Source organism: Streptomyces sp. NPDC043867, assembly GCF_056435845.1.
In genome coordinates, this window is the sequence record NZ_JBWKDS010000059.1 from 15,426 (window position 1) to 33,222 (window position 17,797).

General features: G+C 71.7%; 16 protein-coding genes and 1 pseudogene. 10 read left to right on the forward strand and 7 right to left on the reverse strand.

The window, feature by feature from the left end; translation table 11 throughout:
• The first annotated feature begins 35 nt into the window (after window positions 1-35).
• Window positions 36-248 carry a hypothetical protein gene (locus AC069T_RS35775; RefSeq protein WP_358855860.1) on the forward strand — a complete coding sequence of 71 codons (213 nt, stop codon included), beginning with the start codon at window positions 36-38 and terminating at the stop codon, window positions 246-248.
• 77 nt (window positions 249-325) lie between these two features.
• Here AC069T_RS35775 and AC069T_RS35780 read toward each other — a convergent pair whose 3' ends face one another.
• The 3 genes from AC069T_RS35780 to AC069T_RS35790 all read right to left on the reverse strand — a co-directional run bounded on the left by AC069T_RS35780 (window position 326) and on the right by AC069T_RS35790 (window position 2,935).
• Window positions 326-1,399, reverse strand: a complete 1,074-nt coding sequence (locus AC069T_RS35780; RefSeq protein ID WP_478786711.1) for a S1C family serine protease — start codon at window positions 1,397-1,399, stop codon at window positions 326-328.
• Between the two features lie 124 nt (window positions 1,400-1,523).
• Window positions 1,524-2,225, reverse strand: coding sequence for a class I SAM-dependent methyltransferase (locus AC069T_RS35785; protein ID WP_478786723.1), 702 nt, complete (start codon window positions 2,223-2,225; stop codon window positions 1,524-1,526).
• A gap of 83 nt (window positions 2,226-2,308) precedes the next feature.
• Window positions 2,309-2,935 (reverse strand): DUF3043 domain-containing protein, encoded by a 627-nt coding sequence (locus AC069T_RS35790; protein WP_478786712.1) that lies wholly within the window; start codon window positions 2,933-2,935, stop codon window positions 2,309-2,311.
• Between the two features lie 276 nt (window positions 2,936-3,211).
• On the opposite strand from AC069T_RS35790, the gene AC069T_RS35795 reads away from it, so the two are divergent.
• The 5 genes from AC069T_RS35795 (at window position 3,212) to AC069T_RS35815 (ending at window position 9,737) form a co-directional block, all read left to right on the forward strand.
• Window positions 3,212-4,003 (forward strand): PspA/IM30 family protein, encoded by a 792-nt coding sequence (locus tag AC069T_RS35795; protein WP_478786713.1) that lies wholly within the window; start codon window positions 3,212-3,214, stop codon window positions 4,001-4,003.
• Window positions 4,004-4,047: 44 nt separating this feature from the next.
• Window positions 4,048-4,326 (forward strand): PspA-associated protein PspAA, encoded by a 279-nt coding sequence (gene pspAA, locus AC069T_RS35800; protein ID WP_478786714.1) that lies wholly within the window; start codon window positions 4,048-4,050, stop codon window positions 4,324-4,326.
• Window positions 4,327-4,545: 219 nt separating this feature from the next.
• Window positions 4,546-5,766 carry a sensor histidine kinase gene (locus tag AC069T_RS35805; RefSeq protein WP_478786715.1) on the forward strand — a complete coding sequence of 407 codons (1,221 nt, stop codon included), beginning with the start codon at window positions 4,546-4,548 and terminating at the stop codon, window positions 5,764-5,766.
• A complete protein-coding gene (locus AC069T_RS35810; protein WP_478786716.1) occupies window positions 5,763-6,446 on the forward strand; it encodes a response regulator in 684 nt (227 codons plus the stop codon). Before AC069T_RS35805 ends, AC069T_RS35810 begins: the two co-directional genes overlap by 4 nt.
• Window positions 6,447-6,602: 156 nt before the next feature.
• Window positions 6,603-9,737: an efflux RND transporter permease subunit gene (locus tag AC069T_RS35815; RefSeq protein WP_478786717.1), complete on the forward strand. Its 3,135-nt coding sequence runs from the start codon at window positions 6,603-6,605 to the stop codon at window positions 9,735-9,737.
• Window positions 9,738-9,815: 78 nt separating this feature from the next.
• Here AC069T_RS35815 and nadA read toward each other — a convergent pair whose 3' ends face one another.
• Entirely contained in the window at window positions 9,816-11,000 is a 1,185-nt protein-coding gene (nadA, locus tag AC069T_RS35820; RefSeq protein ID WP_478786718.1) for a quinolinate synthase NadA, read from the reverse strand.
• A 312-nt stretch (window positions 11,001-11,312) separates the two neighbouring features.
• Between nadA and AC069T_RS35825 the strand changes: the two genes are divergently transcribed.
• On the forward strand, window positions 11,313-11,669 hold the full coding sequence (locus AC069T_RS35825) for a HesB/IscA family protein (protein ID WP_476751912.1): 357 nt from the start codon (window positions 11,313-11,315) through the stop codon (window positions 11,667-11,669).
• Window positions 11,670-11,884: 215 nt separating this feature from the next.
• Here the strand turns inward: AC069T_RS35825 and AC069T_RS35830 are convergent, their stop codons facing one another.
• Together AC069T_RS35830 and AC069T_RS35835 are read right to left on the reverse strand one after the other, a co-directional pair.
• On the reverse strand, window positions 11,885-13,423 hold the full coding sequence (locus AC069T_RS35830; RefSeq protein WP_478786719.1) for a hypothetical protein: 1,539 nt from the start codon (window positions 13,421-13,423) through the stop codon (window positions 11,885-11,887).
• Between the two features lie 177 nt (window positions 13,424-13,600).
• Window positions 13,601-13,810, reverse strand: coding sequence for a hypothetical protein (locus tag AC069T_RS35835; RefSeq protein WP_478786720.1), 210 nt, complete (start codon window positions 13,808-13,810; stop codon window positions 13,601-13,603).
• Window positions 13,811-13,942: 132 nt separating this feature from the next.
• Here AC069T_RS35835 and AC069T_RS35840 point away from each other — a divergent pair, with 132 nt between their 5' ends.
• On the forward strand, window positions 13,943-14,917 hold the full coding sequence (locus AC069T_RS35840; RefSeq protein ID WP_478786721.1) for a carbohydrate kinase family protein: 975 nt from the start codon (window positions 13,943-13,945) through the stop codon (window positions 14,915-14,917).
• 55 nt (window positions 14,918-14,972) lie between these two features.
• On the opposite strand, the gene AC069T_RS35845 is transcribed toward AC069T_RS35840, so the two are convergent.
• Window positions 14,973-16,355 (reverse strand): aminotransferase class V-fold PLP-dependent enzyme, encoded by a 1,383-nt coding sequence (locus AC069T_RS35845; protein WP_478786722.1) that lies wholly within the window; start codon window positions 16,353-16,355, stop codon window positions 14,973-14,975.
• Window positions 16,356-16,635: 280 nt separating this feature from the next.
• Here AC069T_RS35845 and ctaC point away from each other — a divergent pair, with 280 nt between their 5' ends.
• Both ctaC and AC069T_RS35855 read left to right on the forward strand, forming a co-directional pair.
• Window positions 16,636-17,595 (forward strand): aa3-type cytochrome oxidase subunit II, encoded by a 960-nt coding sequence (gene ctaC / locus AC069T_RS35850; RefSeq protein WP_476751917.1) that lies wholly within the window; start codon window positions 16,636-16,638, stop codon window positions 17,593-17,595.
• Window positions 17,592-17,797 (forward strand): annotated as a pseudogene (locus tag AC069T_RS35855) (aa3-type cytochrome oxidase subunit I); the annotation flags it as partial. The gene ctaC and the pseudogene AC069T_RS35855, both read left to right, overlap by 4 nt.

Here is a 17,797-nt window from a genome sequence, read left to right on the forward strand (position 1 = left end):
CTGCTGTGCAGTGTGCTCATACCTGGGAGGCGTACATGGCGGCATGGACGTGGCGGTTCGAGAAGGCGGACGGGGCGGAGGTCGCGCCCTCGGTCGTGCCGGAGGAGTTCACCACGCAGGGGGACGCCGAGTCCTGGATCGGTGAGCACTGGAAGGACCTCGCGGACGGAGGTGCCGACCAGGTGCGGCTGTTCGAGGACACCACGGAGATCTACGGCCCGATGAGCCTGCAGGCCGAGGAGGCGTAGCTCCACGGTGCTGCCGGGGGCACACCCCCCGGCAGCACTCCGCGCGGCGAGAGCTCGCGCGAGGCCGCCCGGGCGGCTCACTGCTCGCCCAGCGTCACGTCAGCCGTCTTCTCGCCGCCGTTCCGCGTGTACGTCACCCTGATCCGCTCGCCGGGCTGCTCGGCCGCCAGGGCCTCGGTCAGCGAGGTGATCGTCCCGATGTCCGTGTCCCCGAACCGGGTGATGATGTCGCCCGGCTCGATGCCGGCTTTGTCGGCCGCCCCGTCCTTGCGCACCTCGACCACGGCGACCCCCGAGGCCCGGTAACCGGCGTCGACGACCGTGCGGCCGGTGATGCCGAGCGCGGCCCGGCCCGAGTCGGTGACCCTGCCGTCCGCGATGATCTGGTCGGCGACCGTCCGCACCATCGACGCCGGGATCGCGAAGCCGATCCCCGGCGCCGCGCCGTTCCCGAGGCCGGGATCCGTCGCGGCCAGCGTCGGGATGCCGATGACCCTGCCGTCCAGGTCCACCAGCGCGCCGCCGCTGTTGCCCGGGTTGATCGCGGCCGACGTCTGCACCATGTTCGCGATCGTCGCGCCGGTCCCGCCGCCCGAGCTGCCCTCGCTGACGGTGCGCCCGGTCGCCGAGACGATGCCCTGCGTCACACTGGACGACAGCCCGAGCGGCGAGCCCATCGCGAGCACGATCTGCCCGACCGCCACCTTCGACGAGTCGCCCAGCGGCGCCGCCTTGAGACCGCCCGGCACCTTGTCCAGTCTGACGACGGCCAGATCCTGCTCCGGGTACGCGTAGACGAGCCGGGCCGTCAGCACGTCCTCGCTGTTCGCCGTCGTCACCCGGAACGTCTTCTCGTTCCCCACCACGTGCGCGTTGGTGACGATGTGCCCCCGGCCGTCGTACACGACCCCCGAGCCGAGATCGTCGCGTGCCTGGATCTGCACCACCGACGGCAGGACGTCCCTGATGACCCTCTGGTAGGCGTCCTGGAGGTCACCGGCCGCCCTGGGGACGGCGGCGGCCCGGGTCGTCGTCGCACGGGCCCTCGTGACCGACGGTTGGGCTGCGGCACAGCCCGCGAGCAGGGCCGCGGAACAGACGACGGCGGCCGCGAACAGCCGCGGACGGGTGCGGGCACGGGAAGCGTCCATGCCCGAAGTGTTCCGTCCGGGCGCCGGTCCGGCCTCCGCTGCACACCCGAACAGGCGGTGTCCGTCCGCCCGTACGGGGGACTTGCGATGTCCCGGCGCCTCACGTCCGCACAGGGCGGGCCTCTCAGCCGCGCACTCCGCACAGATGCAGCAGCGCCGCCACCTGGCGGTAGGGATCCGTGCGCCCGGCCCGCTCCTCGGCGGCCAGCAGGACGTCCACGTCCGACGGCACCGCGGCCCCGTCCGCCGCCAGGTCCGTGAAGACCCGCACCCCGTACCAGGCGTGCAGCGGCGCCCCGATGCCCAGGAGGGTCGACGTCAGGGTGGCGAGCCGGTCGGCGCGGACGTCGAGCCCGAGCCGGTTCCGGTACGCGACCGTGTCGAACGCCCCCAGCGCACCCGGCCAGTCCCCGGCCAGCCCCGGCCGCATGGCCAGCGCGTCCGCGTTCCGCACGAGAAGCGAGAGGAGTCCGCCGGGCGCCAGCATCCGGGCCATCCCCGCGAGCAGCGCGTCCGGCTCCTCGACGTACATCAGCACCCCGTGACACAGCACCACGTCGAAGCTGCCGGGCAGGAAATGGACCCCCGTCTCCCGGCCGTCGCCCTCGACGAGCCGGACCCGCCCCTGGATGCCCTCGGGTTCCGCCGCCAGCGCCTCGCGGGCGACGGCCAGCATCCGGGCGTCCTTCTCCAGGCCGGTGACCTGGTGCCCGGCGCGGGCCAGCCGCAGCGCCTGCGTGCCCTGGCCCATGCCGACGTCCAGGATCCGCAGCCGCTGCCCGACCGGGAACCGGCCGGCTATCTGCTCGTCGAGCTGCCGGGCCACCAGCTCCTGCCGCACGACATCACGCAGCCCGCCCAGCTTGCTCAGCCAGGCGTTCGCCGCACCCCCGGAGAAAGACGTCGCGCTCAGGGCCGCTCTCCGCGCTTGACCTGCGGCTTGGGCAGCCGGAGTCGACGCATCTGAAGCGTGCGCATCAGCGCGTACGGGACGGCGCCCTTCTTGGGCGCGTCGGGGAAGCGCGCGTTCAGCTGCTTCTTCAGACGGATCGCGATGCCGATCGAGTCGACCACGATCATCGCGATCACCACGAGCCACAGCAGCAGCGCGATGTTCTGCAGCGAGCCCACCCGCACCATGCTCAGTACGAGGATGACGACGGCCATCGGCAGGAAGAACTCGGCGACGCAGAACCGCGAGTCCACGAAGTCCCGCGCGAACTTGCGCACCGGACCCTTGTCGCGGACGGGCAGGAAACGCTCGTCGCCGCTGGCCAGCGCCTGGCGCTGCTTCTCCAGCTGGGCCCGGCGCTCGTCACGCTGCCGCTTGGCCGCCTCCTTCCGCGACGTCGGCGTGTTGGCGACGCTGCGGCGCTGGGTCTGGGCCTCACTGCGCTTGGGCGTGGGGCGACCCTTGGGGGCCTGCGGGTCACGGGGCTGCTTGGAGTCGGTCACCTGCGCCTTGACGGCGGGGGCCTTCTCTTCGTTGGCACGGCTACGGAACACAAAACCCAAGGGTACGGGGTGCCGGGGCATGGACCACAGCGGACCGGGGAACGATCCGGCAACACCGGACGTCTGTACTGGGACAAGGGGGACGTTGCGTGCCGTTCGGCCCCGGAGGTCCCACAGGACCCCTGGGGGACCCCGAGAGACACCTACTCCCTACGCCGGAGCAGGGCCGTACGCAGTCGTCCTTGGGGATGACCGCATCCGTCCCCGAACAGTGCGGTAATGGATGCAGGGCCCGTACTGTGGGTTCTGTCGCAGGTGCTGGAGCCGTAGTCCGTCAGAAGGGGGCGCGCGAAGCCCATGAGCGGTGTCATGAAGCGTATGGGGATGATCTTCCGCGCGAAGGCGAACAAGGCCCTTGACCGGGCCGAGGACCCGCGCGAAACCCTCGATTACTCGTACCAGAAACAGCTGGAGCTGCTGCAGAAGGTGCGCCGCGGCGTCGCCGACGTGGCGACCTCGCGCAAGCGCCTGGAACTCCAGCTCAACCAGCTGCAGTCGCAGTCCTCCAAGCTGGAGGACCAGGGCCGCAAGGCGCTCGCCCTCGGCCGCGAGGACCTGGCCCGCGAGGCGCTCTCCCGCCGGGCCGCGCTCCAGCAGCAGGTGACCGACCTGGAGACCCAGCACCAGACCCTCCAGGGCGAGGAGGAGAAACTCACCCTCGCGGCCCAGCGGCTGCAGGCCAAGGTGGACGCCTTCCGTACGAAGAAGGAGACCATCAAGGCCACGTACACCGCGGCCCAGGCGCAGACCCGGATCGGGGAGGCCTTCTCGGGCATCTCCGAGGAGATGGGCGACGTCGGCATGGCCATCCAGCGGGCCGAGGACAAGACCGCGCAGCTCCAGGCGCGGGCCGGCGCGATCGACGAACTGCTCGCCTCCGGAGCCCTCGACGACCAGTCCGGGCTCGCCAAGGACGACATCCAGAGCGAGCTGGACCGGCTCTCCGGTGGTACGGATGTAGAGCTGGAACTGCAGCGTATGAAGGCGGAGCTGGCGGGCGGGTCGCCGCAGCAGGCGATCGAGGGCGGCACCGGCCGGTCCGGCTCCCAGCAGCAGCCGCAGGACACTCCGCGCTTCGACAAGCAGTAGGAACGCACCGGCATCCGCCGGGTCCCACGCCTGAGGAGGGCGACATGATCGTACGGATCATGGGGGAGGGGCAGGTGACGCTGGCCGACAGCCACCTCACCGAACTGAACGGACTGGACGACGAACTGCTCGCCGAGATGGAGCGCGGCGACCAGGAGGGCTTCCGGCGCACGCTGGCCGCCCTCCTGGAGGCGGTCCGCCGCCTGGGCACGCCCCTGCCCGACGACTCCCTGGAGCCGTCCGGTTTGATCCTCCCCTCGCCCGACGCGTCCCTCGACGAGGTACGCACGATGCTGAGCGACGACGGCCTGATCCCCGGCTGAGCCCCCGCCCCACGGACACACGCCCTCCCCGCCCGCTGCGGCAGGCGCCGCCGGTGGCCGCCGAGCAGGACGCGGTCGTGGTGAGTCCGCCGGCCCGCCCCGCCCCCCGGGGCAACTCCGGGTGCCGTACGCACGAAGGACGACGCTCCCCGGCACGGCGACGCCGGGCCCTCCGGCGGCCCCGTTCCGCGTCCCGCAGGGGCCCCGTACCTTTGCGGGGTGAGCACCCTCGAGCGCACCCGGTGCAGACTCCGAGCACACCCCCTCGCCCTGGACGCGGCCCTGGCCGCCGGCGTCCTGGCCTGCATGCTGGCCGGTTCCTACATCGACCCGCACGGCGAGCACGGCGCGACCTGGGGTGCCCGCACCGCGGGCGCCCTCAGCCTCGCGCTGATGGTGCTCGGCGCGGCAGCTCTCGTCTTCCGCCGCCGTGCCCCGATGACCGTCCTCGCCGCGACGGGTGCCGTCTCCCTCGTGGAGCTGGTGACCGGCGATCCCCGCGCCCCCGTGGCGATGTCCGCCGTGGTCGCCCTGTTCACGGTGGCGTCGGCGACCGACCGCCCCACCACCTGGCGCGTGGGCCTGCTCACCATGACCGTGCTGACGGCGTCCGCCATGCTCGCGGGCCCGCTGCCCTGGTACGCCCAGGAGAACCTCGGCATCTTCGCCTGGACCGGCATGGCCGCCGCCGCCGGCGACGCCGCACGCAGCCGGCGCGCCTTCGTGCACGCCATCCGGGAGCGGGCCGAGCGCGCCGAACGCACCCGCGAGGAGGAGGCGCGCAGGCGCGTCGCCGAGGAGCGGCTGCGCATCGCCCGCGACCTGCACGACGTGGTCGCCCACCACATCGCCCTCGTCAACGTGCAGGCGGGCGTCGCCGCGCACGTCATGGACAAGCGGCCCGACCAGGCGAAGGAGGCGCTCGCCCACGTCCGGGAGGCCAGCCGCTCGGCGCTCAACGAACTGCGGGCCACGGTCGGGCTGCTGCGGCAGAGCGGCGATCCGGAGGCCCCGACCGAACCGGCCCCCGGCCTGGACCGCCTCGACGAGCTGGCCGACACCTTCCGCAACGCCGGGCTGCCCGTCGAGGTCGCCCGCGCCGACCACGGCACCAGCCTGCCCGCCGCCGTCGGCCTCGCGGCGTACCGGGTGATCCAGGAAGCCCTGACCAACGTGCGGAAGCACGCGGGCCCCGAGGCGAAGGCCGAGGTCAGCGTCGTCCGCGTGGGGCCGAACGTCGAGGTGACCGTGCTCGACGACGGCCCGGGGCAGCAGGAGGGGCCGCAGGACGGCGGCGGCCACGGTCTCCTCGGCATGCGCGAGCGCGTCACCGCGCTGGGCGGCACCTGCACCGCGGGTCCCCGCTACGGCGGCGGATTCCGGGTCCATGCGATCCTTCCGGTCAAGAACCGCACGTCCGTCACGGGGGACCCCGCATGACCATCCGCGTCCTGCTCGCCGACGACCAGGCGCTGCTGCGCAGCGCCTTCCGGGTCCTGGTCGACTCCGAGCCCGACATGGAGGTCGTGGGGGAGGCGTCCGACGGCGCGCAGGCGGTGCGGCTGGCGCGGGAGGAACGCGCCGACGTGGTGCTCATGGACATCCGGATGCCGGGCACCGACGGACTGGCCGCCACCCGGCTGATCAGCGCCGACCCCGGGCTCGCGCACGTCCGCGTGGTGATGCTGACGACGTTCGAGGTCGACGAGTACGTGGTGCAGTCGCTGCGGGCGGGCGCGTCCGGGTTCCTCGGCAAGGGCTCCGAGCCCGAGGAACTGCTGAGCGCCATCCGGATCGCGGCGGGCGGCGAGGCGCTGCTGTCGCCGGCGGCCACCAAGGGGCTGATCGCCCAGTTCCTCGCGCAGGGCGACCCGGCGGACGACGGACCGGACCCGGCCCGCTCCGAGCGGCTCGGCACGCTCACCGGGCGCGAGCGCGAGGTGCTGGTCCAGGTGGCCGGCGGGCACTCCAACGACGAGATCGCCGAGCGGCTGTCGGTCAGCCCGCTGACCGTGAAGACGCACGTCAACCGCGCCATGGCGAAGCTGGGCGCGCGCGACCGGGCGCAGCTGGTCGTGATCGCGTACGAGTCGGGACTGGTCCGTCCGAGGGTGGACTGAGCTCCACCGCGCCGTACTGCGCCCGCAGTAGGCGCCGCACCAGGAAATGGACCTGGGGGCTACCGATCGGTTCCCCGCGATGGCTCAGGGTGTGAGGTGGGGCGCTCACATGTGCCCCACCTGCCGCTCACACCACAGAAGAGAGACCCGCCACCCATGTCCTGGCTGTCCAGATTCAGCCTCGCGCAACGGGCCCTGATCGGTCTGATGTCGATCGTCGCGATCGTCTTCGGGGCGATCGCGATCCCGCAGCTCAAGCAGCAGCTGCTGCCCACCATCGAACTGCCCGTGGTGTCCGTCCTGGCGCCGTACCAAGGTGCGTCCCCGGACGTGGTCGAGAAGCAGGTCGTCGAGCCCATCGAGGACAACCTCGAATCCGTCGACGGCATCACCGGGGTCACCTCCACGGCGAGCGAGGGCAACGCCGTGATCATGGCGTCCTTCGACTACGGCAACGGCACCGAGCAGCTCGTCGCCGACGTCCAGCAGGCCGTCAACCGCGCCCGGGTCAGGCTCCCGGACGACGTCGACCCGCAGGTCGTCGCCGGTTCGACCGACGACATGCCGACCGTGGTCCTCGCCGTCACCTCCGGCCGGGACCAGCAGGCGCTGTCCGACCGGCTCGACCGGACCGTCGTCCCCGCGCTGAAGGACATCGACGGCGTCGGCCAGGTCACGGTCGACGGCGTCCGCGACCTCCAGGTCACCGTCACCCCGGACGACCGGAAGCTCGCGAAGGCCCGGCTCACGCCGGCCGCGCTCGGCCGGGCGCTCCAGGCGGGCGGCGCGACCGTCCCCGCGGGCTCCTTCGACGAGGACGGCGCCAACCGCACCGTCCAGGTCGGCGGCGGTTTCACGTCGCTCCGGCAGATCCGGGACCTGATGGTCACCGGCGAGGGCGGGAAGAAGCCGGTGCGCCTCGCGGACGTCGCCACCGTCCGGCAGGAGCAGGCGAAGGCCGACTCCCTCACGCGTACGGACGGCCGGCCCAGCCTCGCGGTGATGGTCACCATGGACCACGACGGCAGCGCGGTCGCCATCTCCGACGCCGTCCGGGACAAGCTGCCCGCCCTGCGGGACGACCTCGGCGCGGGCACGGAGATCACCGTCGTCAGCGACCAGGGCCCGGCGGTCTCCAAGTCCATCAAGGGGCTCACCACCGAGGGCGCGCTGGGTCTGCTCTTCGCGGTCCTCGTCATCCTGGTCTTCCTGGCCTCGGTCCGCTCGACCCTGGTCACCGCCGTGTCCATCCCGCTGTCGGTGGTCCTCGCCCTGATCGTCCTGTGGACCCGCGACCTGTCGCTCAACATGCTGACGCTGGGCGCGCTCACCATCGCCATCGGCCGGGTCGTCGACGACTCGATCGTGGTCCTGGAGAACATCAAGCGGCATCTCGGCTACGGCGAGGAGCGCCAGGAGGCGATCCTGACGGCGGTGCGCGAGGTCGCGGGCGCGGTCACCTCGTCCACCCTCACCACGGTCGCCGTCTTCCTGCCCATCGGGCTGACCGGCGGCATGGTGGGCGAGCTGTTCGGCTCCTTCAGCCTGACGGTCACGGCGGCGCTGCTGGCGTCCCTGCTCGTGTCGCTGACGGTGGTCCCGGTCCTGTCGTACTGGTTCCTGCGCGCCCCGAAGGGCACCCCGTCGGACGCCGAGGAGGCGCGCCGGCAGGCGGAGGAGAAGGAGGCACGCAGCCGTCTGCAGCGCTTCTACGTCCCCGTGCTGCGCTTCGCGACGCGTCGCCGTCTGACCAGCGTGGCGATCGCGGTCGTCGTCCTCGTCGGCACGTTCGGCATGGCGCCGCTGCTGAAGACGAACTTCTTCGACCCCGGGGACCAGGAAGTCCTCACCGTCAAGCAGGAGTTGAAGCCGGGCAGCAGCCTGGCGGCGACCGACGCCGCGGCGAGGAAGGTCGAGAGGATGCTCGACGGGGTCGAGGGCGTCAAGGACTACCAGGTCACCATCGGTTCGTCCGGGTTCATGGCGGCCTTCGGCGGCGGCACGGACACCAACCAGGCGTCGTACCAGGTCATGCTGGACGGCTCGGCCTCGTACGAGGACGTCCAGGACCGCATCGAGAAGGGGCTCGGCAGGCTCTCCGGGACCGGTACGACCACGGTCGCGGCCGGTGACGGCTTCGGCAACCAGGACCTCAGCGTGGTCGTGAAGGCCGCCGACGGGAACGTCCTGCGGAAGGCGGCCGACCGGGTCCGCGACGAGGTGGCGGGGCTCGACCACGTCACGGATGTCACCAGCGACCTGTCGCAGAGCGTGCCGCGGATCTCGGTCAGGGCCAACTCCCGGGCCGCCGCGGCCGGTTTCGACGACACCACGCTCGGTGCCGCCGTCGCGCAGGCGGTGCGGGGCACGACCAGCGGCAAGGCGGTCCTCGACGACACCGAGCGGGACGTCGTCATCAGGTCGGCGAAGCCGGCCGGCACCCTCGGCGAGCTGAGGAACCTGCGGCTCGGCGCCGTGAAGCTCGGCGACATCGCGACCGTGAAGCTGGTCGACGGCCCGGTCTCCATGACCCGGATCGACGGTCAGCGGGCGGCCACCGTCACGGCGAAGCCGACCGGTGACAACACCGGCGCGGTCAGCGCGGACCTGACGGCGAAGCTGGACGAGCTGAAGCTGCCGGCGGGCGCGACGGCGGAGATCGGCGGGGTCTCCCAGGACCAGGACGACGCGTTCGCCTCCCTGGGCCTCGCGATGCTGGCGGCGATCGCGATCGTCTTCATGCTGCTGGTGGCGACCTTCCGCTCCCTGGTCCAGCCGCTGATCCTGCTCGTCTCCATCCCGTTCGCGGCGACCGGCGCGATCGGTCTGCTGGTCGCCACGGGCACCCCGATGGGCGTCCCGGCGATGATCGGCATGCTGATGCTCATCGGCATCGTGGTGACGAACGCGATCGTGCTGATCGACCTGATCAACCAGTACCGCGGGCAGGGGTACGGAGTCGTCGAGGCCGTGGTGGAAGGCGGCCGGCACCGGCTGCGGCCCATCCTGATGACCGCGCTGGCGACGATCTTCGCCCTGCTCCCCATGGCGCTCGGCGTCACCGGCGAGGGCGGCTTCATCGCCCAGCCGCTGGCCGTGGTCGTCATCGGCGGTCTGATCACGTCGACCCTGCTGACCCTGCTCCTCGTCCCGACGCTGTACGCGGTGATCGAGCTCCGCAAGGAGCGCCGGGCGGGGAAGAAGGCGGCCAGGCGCGCGGAGAAGGCGGGTGTCCCGGCGCAGTCCTCGGCACCGGCCGGCACCGAGGACCCGGAGCCCGCCCAGGTCTGACCCTGGCCGGCCACCGCACACGCGCGGGGCGCCCCTCCTTCAGGAAGGGCGCCCCGTCGGCGTAGGTGTGCGGGAGCGCTACGGCAGCGCCAGCATCCGCTCCAGCGCCAGCTTCGCGAAGGCCTCGGTCTCCTTGTCCACCTCGATGCGGTTGACGAGGTTGCCCTCGGCCAGCGACTCCAGGGTCCAGACCAGGTGGGGGAGGTCGATGCGGTTCATGGTCGAGCAGAAGCAGACCGTCTTGTCGAGGAAGACGATCTCCTTGCCCTCGGGAGCGAAACGATTCGCCAGACGGCGGACCAGGTTCAGCTCCGTGCCGATCGCCCACTTCGAGCCGGCCGGGGCCGCCTCCAGCGCCTTGATGATGTACTCCGTGGAGCCCACGTAGTCGGCGGCGGCCACCACCTCGTGCCTGCACTCCGGGTGGACCAGGACGTTCACGCCCGGGATCCGGGCCCGTACGTCCTCCACCGACTCCAGCGAGAAGCGGCCGTGGACGGAGCAGTGACCGCGCCACAGGATCATCTTCGCGTCGCGCAGCTGCTCGACGGTCAGGCCGCCGTTCGGCTTGTGCGGGTTGTAGAGGACGCAGTCGTCGAGGGACATCCCCATGTCACGCACGGCCGTGTTGCGGCCCAGGTGCTGGTCGGGCAGGAACAGCACCTTCTCGCCCTGCTCGAAGGCCCAGTCCAGCGCCTTCTTGGCGTTGGACGACGTGCAGATCGTGCCGCCGTGCTTGCCGGTGAACGCCTTGATGTCGGCGGACGAGTTCATGTACGAGACGGGCACGACCTGCTCCGCTATGCCGGCCTCGGTCAGCACGTCCCAGCACTCGGCGACCTGCTCGGCCGTCGCCATGTCGGCCATGGAGCAGCCGGCGGCGAGGTCGGGCAGGACGACCTTCTGGTCGTCGGAGGTCAGGATGTCCGCGGACTCGGCCATGAAGTGCACGCCGCAGAAGACGATGTACTCGGCCTCGGGGCGCGCGGCCGCGTCGCGGGCCAGCTTGAAGGAGTCGCCCGTCACATCCGCGAACTGGATGACCTCGTCGCGCTGGTAGTGGTGGCCGAGCACGAAGACCTTGTCCCCGAGCTTCTCCTTGGCCGCACGGGCACGCTCCACGAGGTCCGGGTCGGAGGGTGAGGGCAGGTCGCCCGGGCACTCGACACCGCGCTCGCTGCGCGGGTCGGCCTCCCGGCCGAGCAGCAGCAGGGCGAGAGGCGTCGGCTGTACGTCGAGCTCCTGGGGCTGGGCGGTGGTCACCACACGCACCCTTTCTGTTTCTGCGGCTCGCCGGACCGTTTCGAGCGGCCCGGCGGGACATGTGGGACAAGCCTTCTCGTCGAAATGACGCTATCTATGATAACCGCTTCACGTCACGTTGACGATGCCCATAGCGTCGATGTGACGTGAATCCCGGCGGGGGTTGTCCACAGCCGCTGTCCGTGCTTCGGTGCATGTGCGAGCATGAAGAGGACAGAAGCGAGAAGACACGCTTCGGCCCGGAATGAATCCGCGGCCCCGCCGGTTGCAACCGTCGGCAAGCAGTCTCCGTACAACCCGGGAGAGAAGCAGATGTCCGTATCGGACGAGACCACCACCGTGAGCGACGGCATCATCCTGTCCGACGCCGCCGCGGCCAAGGTCAAGGCCCTGCTCGACCAGGAAGGCCGTGAGGACCTGGCGCTGCGCGTCGCCGTTCAGCCCGGCGGCTGCTCCGGCCTGCGCTACCAGCTCTTCTTCGACGAGCGCTCCCTCGACGGCGACGTCGTCAAGGACTTCGACGGCGTCAAGGTCGTCACCGACCGCATGAGCGCCCCGTACCTGGGCGGCGCCTCCATCGACTTCGTGGACACGATCGAGAAGCAGGGGTTCACGATCGACAACCCGAACGCGACGGGTTCCTGCGCCTGCGGCGACTCCTTCAACTAGACCGGCTCGCCGGCCGAGCGCGGTCGGTGTGTACGGCACGGCCGCGCGCCGAGGAGACGTGACGAAGGCGGCGTCCCCGTTCGACGGGGACGCCGCCTTCGTGTGTCCGGGGCGGCTCGCGCGGCCGTCATCCGAGGTCCGGCCGGCACCGGTGTCCGGCCGTCACACGAAGCCCGGCCGTCGGCGGGGCGCGTCCGGCACCGGTTCTCCGGCCGTCACCGGGGGTTCGCCGAGCCCTCCGGAGAGGTCACCTTGCCCTCCCGGACCTCCTTGCCGTCCGTCCCCACGACCTCGCGGCCGCCGAGCGGCGCGTCCAGGTGCACCGTCTGCCGGTAGACCTTGGCGATCAGGATGCAGGCCTTGCCGGGATGCGGCTTCTCGGTCACGGTGACCGTCACCCTGCCCTTGCTCTCCTTCGCGTCGGCCGAGTAGTCGGCGCACACCCCGCCCGTGAAGCTCACGGTCAGGTCCTTGCCGTCGGCGGTGTAGCCCTGCACGCGCACGTCCCGCGGGGCCGGCTGCGAGGTCGGCTCGTCGCCCGGTCCGCTCGGCCGCGGACTCGGCTGCTCGGTGGGCGTCCCGGCAGGCTCGGGCGAGGTCAGGTACCGCGGGTCGACGGCCGGATGCGTCACGGTGAACCCGTCGTCCGCCCCCTTGGCCCGCACGTCGAACAGCCAGGACGGCACCAGCGTCTGCCGTCCGTCCACGAAGTGCGCCGCGAGCCCGAAGGCCGCCTTCTCCACGGCCACGGACTCCCGCGCCGGCGGGGCGGTCGACCCCTCGCACGGCGCCTCGTCGCGGTCCTTCAGCGGTACGGGGCTCGCGCAGCCCCCGATGCCCTTGCGGCCGCCGCCCGCCGCCGACCCGTTCATCAGGTCCAGCGTGCGCTCCGCCCCGATCACGGGGTACGTGTCCCCCTCGACCGGAGCCTTCAACTGCCCACTGCCGCCCACCACCCGGCTGTCCCCGCCCACCTGGATGCCGGTGGTCCAGCCGTACGTGGGCAGGTCACCGATCCGCGGCTCCGCGTTCACCACCCGGACGGCGCCCATGAGCTGGCGCGCGTCCAGCTTCGCGTCGTCCTGCCCGACGGCCTTCAGCACGGGCGTCGCGGCCTTCCTCGCGGCGGCCTCGCTCACCGCGTCACCGTCCTTGGCGCCCGGGGCGCTCCCGCACTCCGTGCCGCTCTTGCAGTTGTCGGTGCCGGGCGCGTACCGGCTGAACGTCCAGGTGCCCGGCGCCTGCCTGTTCACCTGGAGGCTCGGCCCGGAGCCGTCCTTGTCCGGCCCCACCTTCCAGGTCCCGCCCGCGAGCCTAGGTGTGCCCTTCAGGCCGAGGGCCCCGGCCAGCCGGGCCACCTCGCCCTTCGTGACCTCGCCCTTCGCCCGGTAGACGGGCGCGGAGTCGGGGCCGGCGGGCAGCTCGCCGTCCGCGTGGTAGGTCACGCCGTAGGGGTTGGGCTCACCGGGCGCGATGCCGTTGGTGTCCCCGGTGCCGCCCGTGCCGCCCTCGGTGTAGCCGTCGAGGGCCAGCGGCGGGGGAGTGCCGTCACCGCCGGGGGCGGCCGAACCGCCCCGGTCGTCACCGCTGCCGGCTGCGGTCGTGGCGACGTACGCCCCGCCGCCGCCGACCAGCAGCACCGCGGCCGCGACCGAGACGACGGCCACCGGGGAATGCCGACGGCGTTGCCCGGCCGTCCCGGCGGCGCCCTCGGCCGGTTCGCTCGCGTCGTTGTCGCGTCGCTCGGTGCTCACCGCATCGCTCCTTCGGCTCCGCTGCTGTCCCTGTGACCCGACCCTGTCAAAGCCGGATCCTCAGGAGTCGTATACCCCGTCCCCTCCGCGGGGGACGGCGATGAGACGCAGCGGCGGAGCGTGCGGTTCCCCGCGGGCGCCGGGGCCCGGCGCCAGGCCCGGTTCCGGCCGTTCCCGTCAGTCGCCGTAGTCGGACATCGCGTCCAGCAGCCGGGCGGAGGAGGAGGGGACGGTGACGCCGTGGATGAGCAACGGGGAGACGGGCCGGGGGGTGGCGTGGTCGGGTGCCGCCCAGTGCCGGACCATCCGGGCGCAGTCGCCGCGCAGCGACGCCAGGCCGCCCTCGGGGTCGAGCGAAGCGGAACCGTGGACCTTGAGGTTCGTCATACCGGCACCGTATGCACCGGGAGGTCACGAAGAAAGATCTACTATCGGGTAGTTTTGCCCGCTTCAGCACTGCCGGTCCAGCCGGTAGCGTGAAGCGTCATCCCCTCCCTCCCGCAGGAGCGTGTCCTCGCCGTGCGTATCGCAGTCACCGGCTCCATCGCCACCGACCACCTCATGACCTTCCCCGGCCGCTTCGCCGACCAGCTCGTCGCGGACCAGCTGCACACGGTCTCCCTCTCCTTCCTGGTCGACAACCTCGACGTGCGCCGGGGCGGAGTCGGCGCGAACATCGCCTTCGGCATGGGTCAGCTCGGCACCTCACCGATCCTGGTGGGCGCGGCCGGCTCCGACTTCCACGAGTACCGGGCCTGGCTGGACCGCCACGGCGTCGACACCGGGTCCGTCCGCATCTCCGAGGTGCTGCACACCGCGCGCTTCGTCTGCACCACCGACGCCGACCACAACCAGATCGGCTCCTTCTACACCGGCGCGATGAGCGAGGCCCGCCTCATCGAGCTCAAGTCGGTGGCGGACCGCGTCGGCGGCCTCGACCTCGTCCTGATCGGCGCGGACGACCCCGAGGCGATGCTGCGCCACACGGAGGAGTGCCGCTCCCGCACGATCCCCTTCGCCGCCGACTTCTCGCAGCAGATCGCCCGGATGAACGGCGACGAGATCCGGATACTGCTCGACGGAGCCACGTACCTCTTCTCGAACGAGTACGAGAAGGGGCTCATCGAGTCCAAGACCGGCTGGACGGACGAGGAGATCCTCGGCAAGGTCGGCCACCGGGTGACGACGCTCGGTTCGCGCGGTGTGCGCATCGAGCGCGCCGGCGAGGACCCGATCGAGGTCGGCTGTCCCGAGGAGGAGCGCAAGGCCGATCCCACGGGCGTGGGCGACGCGTTCCGCGCGGGCTTCCTCTCCGGCCTCGCCTGGGGCGTCTCGCTGGAGCGCGCCGCCCAGGTCGGCTGCATGCTCGCCACGCTGGTCATCGAGACCGTCGGCACGCAGGAGTACCAGCTGCGCCGGGCCCACTTCATGGACCGCTTCACCAAGGCGTACGGCCACGAGGCCGCCGCCGACGTCCAGGCGCACCTCGTCTAGCAGGACGGGACGGACGGCCTCTCCGGGTGACACCGGCAGCCGGAGGGGCCGGGACTCACGACACCCGGCGGACCACGTAGGCCGAGCCCCGGTCCGCCGGCTCCTCGCCGACGTACTCCTGCCCCCGCATCTCGCACCACGCCGGGATGTCGAGCCGGGCCGCCTCGTCGTCCGCGAGGACACGGACCGTGCCGCCGACCGGTACGTCTGTGATGACCTTGGCCAGTTCGATGACGGGGACCGGGCAGCGCCTGCCGAGGGCGTCCACCACGAGGGCGTCGGACGCCGCGGGCGTCCTCGCCGGCTCCCCGGGGGCCCCCAGCTTCTCGCGGACCGCGGAGACCGTGCCCGGCAGGACCGCGAGGAAGCGCTCGACCTCCTCGGACGTGGTCCCCGCCGGCAGCGACACCCGGACGTTGCCCTCGCTGAGGACGCCCATCGCCCTCAGGACATGGCTCGGTGTCAGCGTGCTGCTCGTGCACGAAGAACCCGACGAGACCGAGAAGTCCGCCCGGTCCAGCTCGTGCAGAAGTGTCTCCCCGTCGACATAGAGACAGGAGAAGGTGACGATGCCGGGCAGCCGGCGGACCGGGTCGCCGACCACCTCCACGTCCGGGACCAGCTCGGGCACCCGCACCCGGATCCGCTCCGTCAGCTCACGCAGCCGGACCACCTCCGCGGCCGACTCCGCCCGGACGGCGCGCAGCGCCGCCGCCGCGGCCACGATCCCGGGGATGTTCTCGAACCCGGCCGCCCGGCCCGACTCGCGCTCGTCCACCGGTCCCCGGGGCGCGAACCGCACCCCCTTGCGCACGACGAGCAGCCCGACCCCCGCCGGGCCGCCCCACTTGTGGGCGCTCGCGGCGAGCAGGGACCAGTCGCCCTCCACCGGCCCCCAGCCCAGCGACTGCGCCGCGTCCACCAGCAGCGGCACCCCCGCCTCCCGGCACGCCTGTGCGACCGCGGCCACCGGCTGTTCCGTGCCCACCTCGTGATTGGCGGACTGGAGGCAGGCCAGAGCAGTGTCGGCGCGCAGGCCCGCCGCGTACTCCTCGGCGGAGACGGCACCGGTGCGCCGTACCGGGACCCGGGTCAGCGTGCCGCCCTCCGATTCGTGCAGCTCCGCCGAATGGAGCACCGAAGAGTGTTCGACCGCTGACACGATCAGGTGGCGTCCGACGCGCCGTCGTCCGCCCAGGGCGCCCGCGATCCCGTCGTGCACGGCACGTGTCCCGGACGAGGTGAAGGCCAGCTCGTCCGGGCGGCAGCCCACCGCGTCGGCGGCCGCCTCGCGGGCCGCGTCGAGCAGCAACCGGGCGCGCCGCCCCTCCCGGTGGAGCCGGGCCGGGTCCGCCCACCCCTCGTCGAGGGAGGCCTGCAGGGCCTGGCGGGCGACGGGGTGCAGCGGTGCGGACGACGCGGCGTCGAAGTAGGACACGCCCACACGCTAACTCTTCCTTCCCCGGTCCGGAGAGGGCGTCAGAAATGGCCGGAGCGGGGCATTCCGGAGGCCCCCCGGCGTGCTCCCCACGGCGAACGGCACCCCTTCGGGGTGCCCGACGGCGCGTTGGGCACCCTCCCCGCGCGACCCCAAATAGCGTCCAGTAGGGTTTGGTCCGCATAAACATCCAAACCCCTGCCCGTGTGCCAGGGCGGCGAGCGACCAGCGAGAAGGCCGTAGCCAACCAGCGCGGGCGAGACTCTCGGGAAGGCGCTACGTGAGTCCCAACGGCTCCGACCGCTCGCCGCGGCGCCCGATGCGGCGGAAGCTGCTGCAGGCACTGACTGCGGGCCTGGTCCTGGCGACCGCGACCGGTTGCACATACAAGGACTTCCCCCGCCTTGGTATGCCCACCCCGACCACGGAAGAGGCTCCGCGGATCCTCTCCCTGTGGCAGGGGTCGTGGGCGGCCGCGCTCGCCGTCGGCGTGCTGGTGTGGGGTCTGATCCTGTGGAGCGCCATGTTCCACCGGCGCAGCCGCACCAAGGTCGAGGTTCCCCCGCAGACCCGGTACAACATGCCCATCGAGGCGCTGTACACGGTGGTCCCGCTCATCATCGTCTCGGTGCTGTTCTACTTCACCGCCCGCGACGAGTCGAAGCTCCTCAGTCTCGACAAGAAGCCCGACGTCACCATCAACGTCGTGGGCTATCAGTGGAGCTGGGGCTTCAACTACATCGAGAACGTCGACGGTTCCACCGGGAACGCGAAGACCGACAAGAACCTGGCCGCGATTCCGCGCAAGTACAAGGACGACTTCCCGGCGAACGCCGGTGGCGTCTACGACGTCGGCACGCCCGGCTCGCGGAACCCGCAGACCAACAACCCCGGCCCGACCCTCTGGCTCCCCAAGGGCAAGACGGTCCGCTTCGTCCTCACGTCGCGTGACGTCATCCACTCGTTCTGGGTGGTGCCGTTCCTGATGAAGCAGGACGTGATCCCGGGCCACACCAACTCCTTCCAGGTGACCCCCAACAAGGAGGGCACCTTCCTGGGCAAGTGTGCCGAGCTGTGCGGCGTCGACCACTCCCGGATGCTGTTCAACGTGAAGGTCGTCTCTCCCGAGCGCTATGAGGCCCACCTCAGGAAGCTCGCCGAGCAGGGACAGACCGGTTACGTCCCGGCCGGCATCGAGCAGACGGACCACGAGAAGAACCGGGAGAGCAACGTACTGTGAGCATCCTCAACGAACCTCAGGGTGCTGCCGGGGCGGAGGCTGAGCACTACCAGAACGAGGTGCCGGTCCGGCGCAGGCAGCCCGGCAACGTCGTGGTCAAGTGGCTCACCACCACGGACCACAAGACGATCGGCTCGCTGTACCTGATCACCTCGTTCGCGTTCTTCTGCATCGGTGGCGTCATGGCGCTGCTGATGCGTGC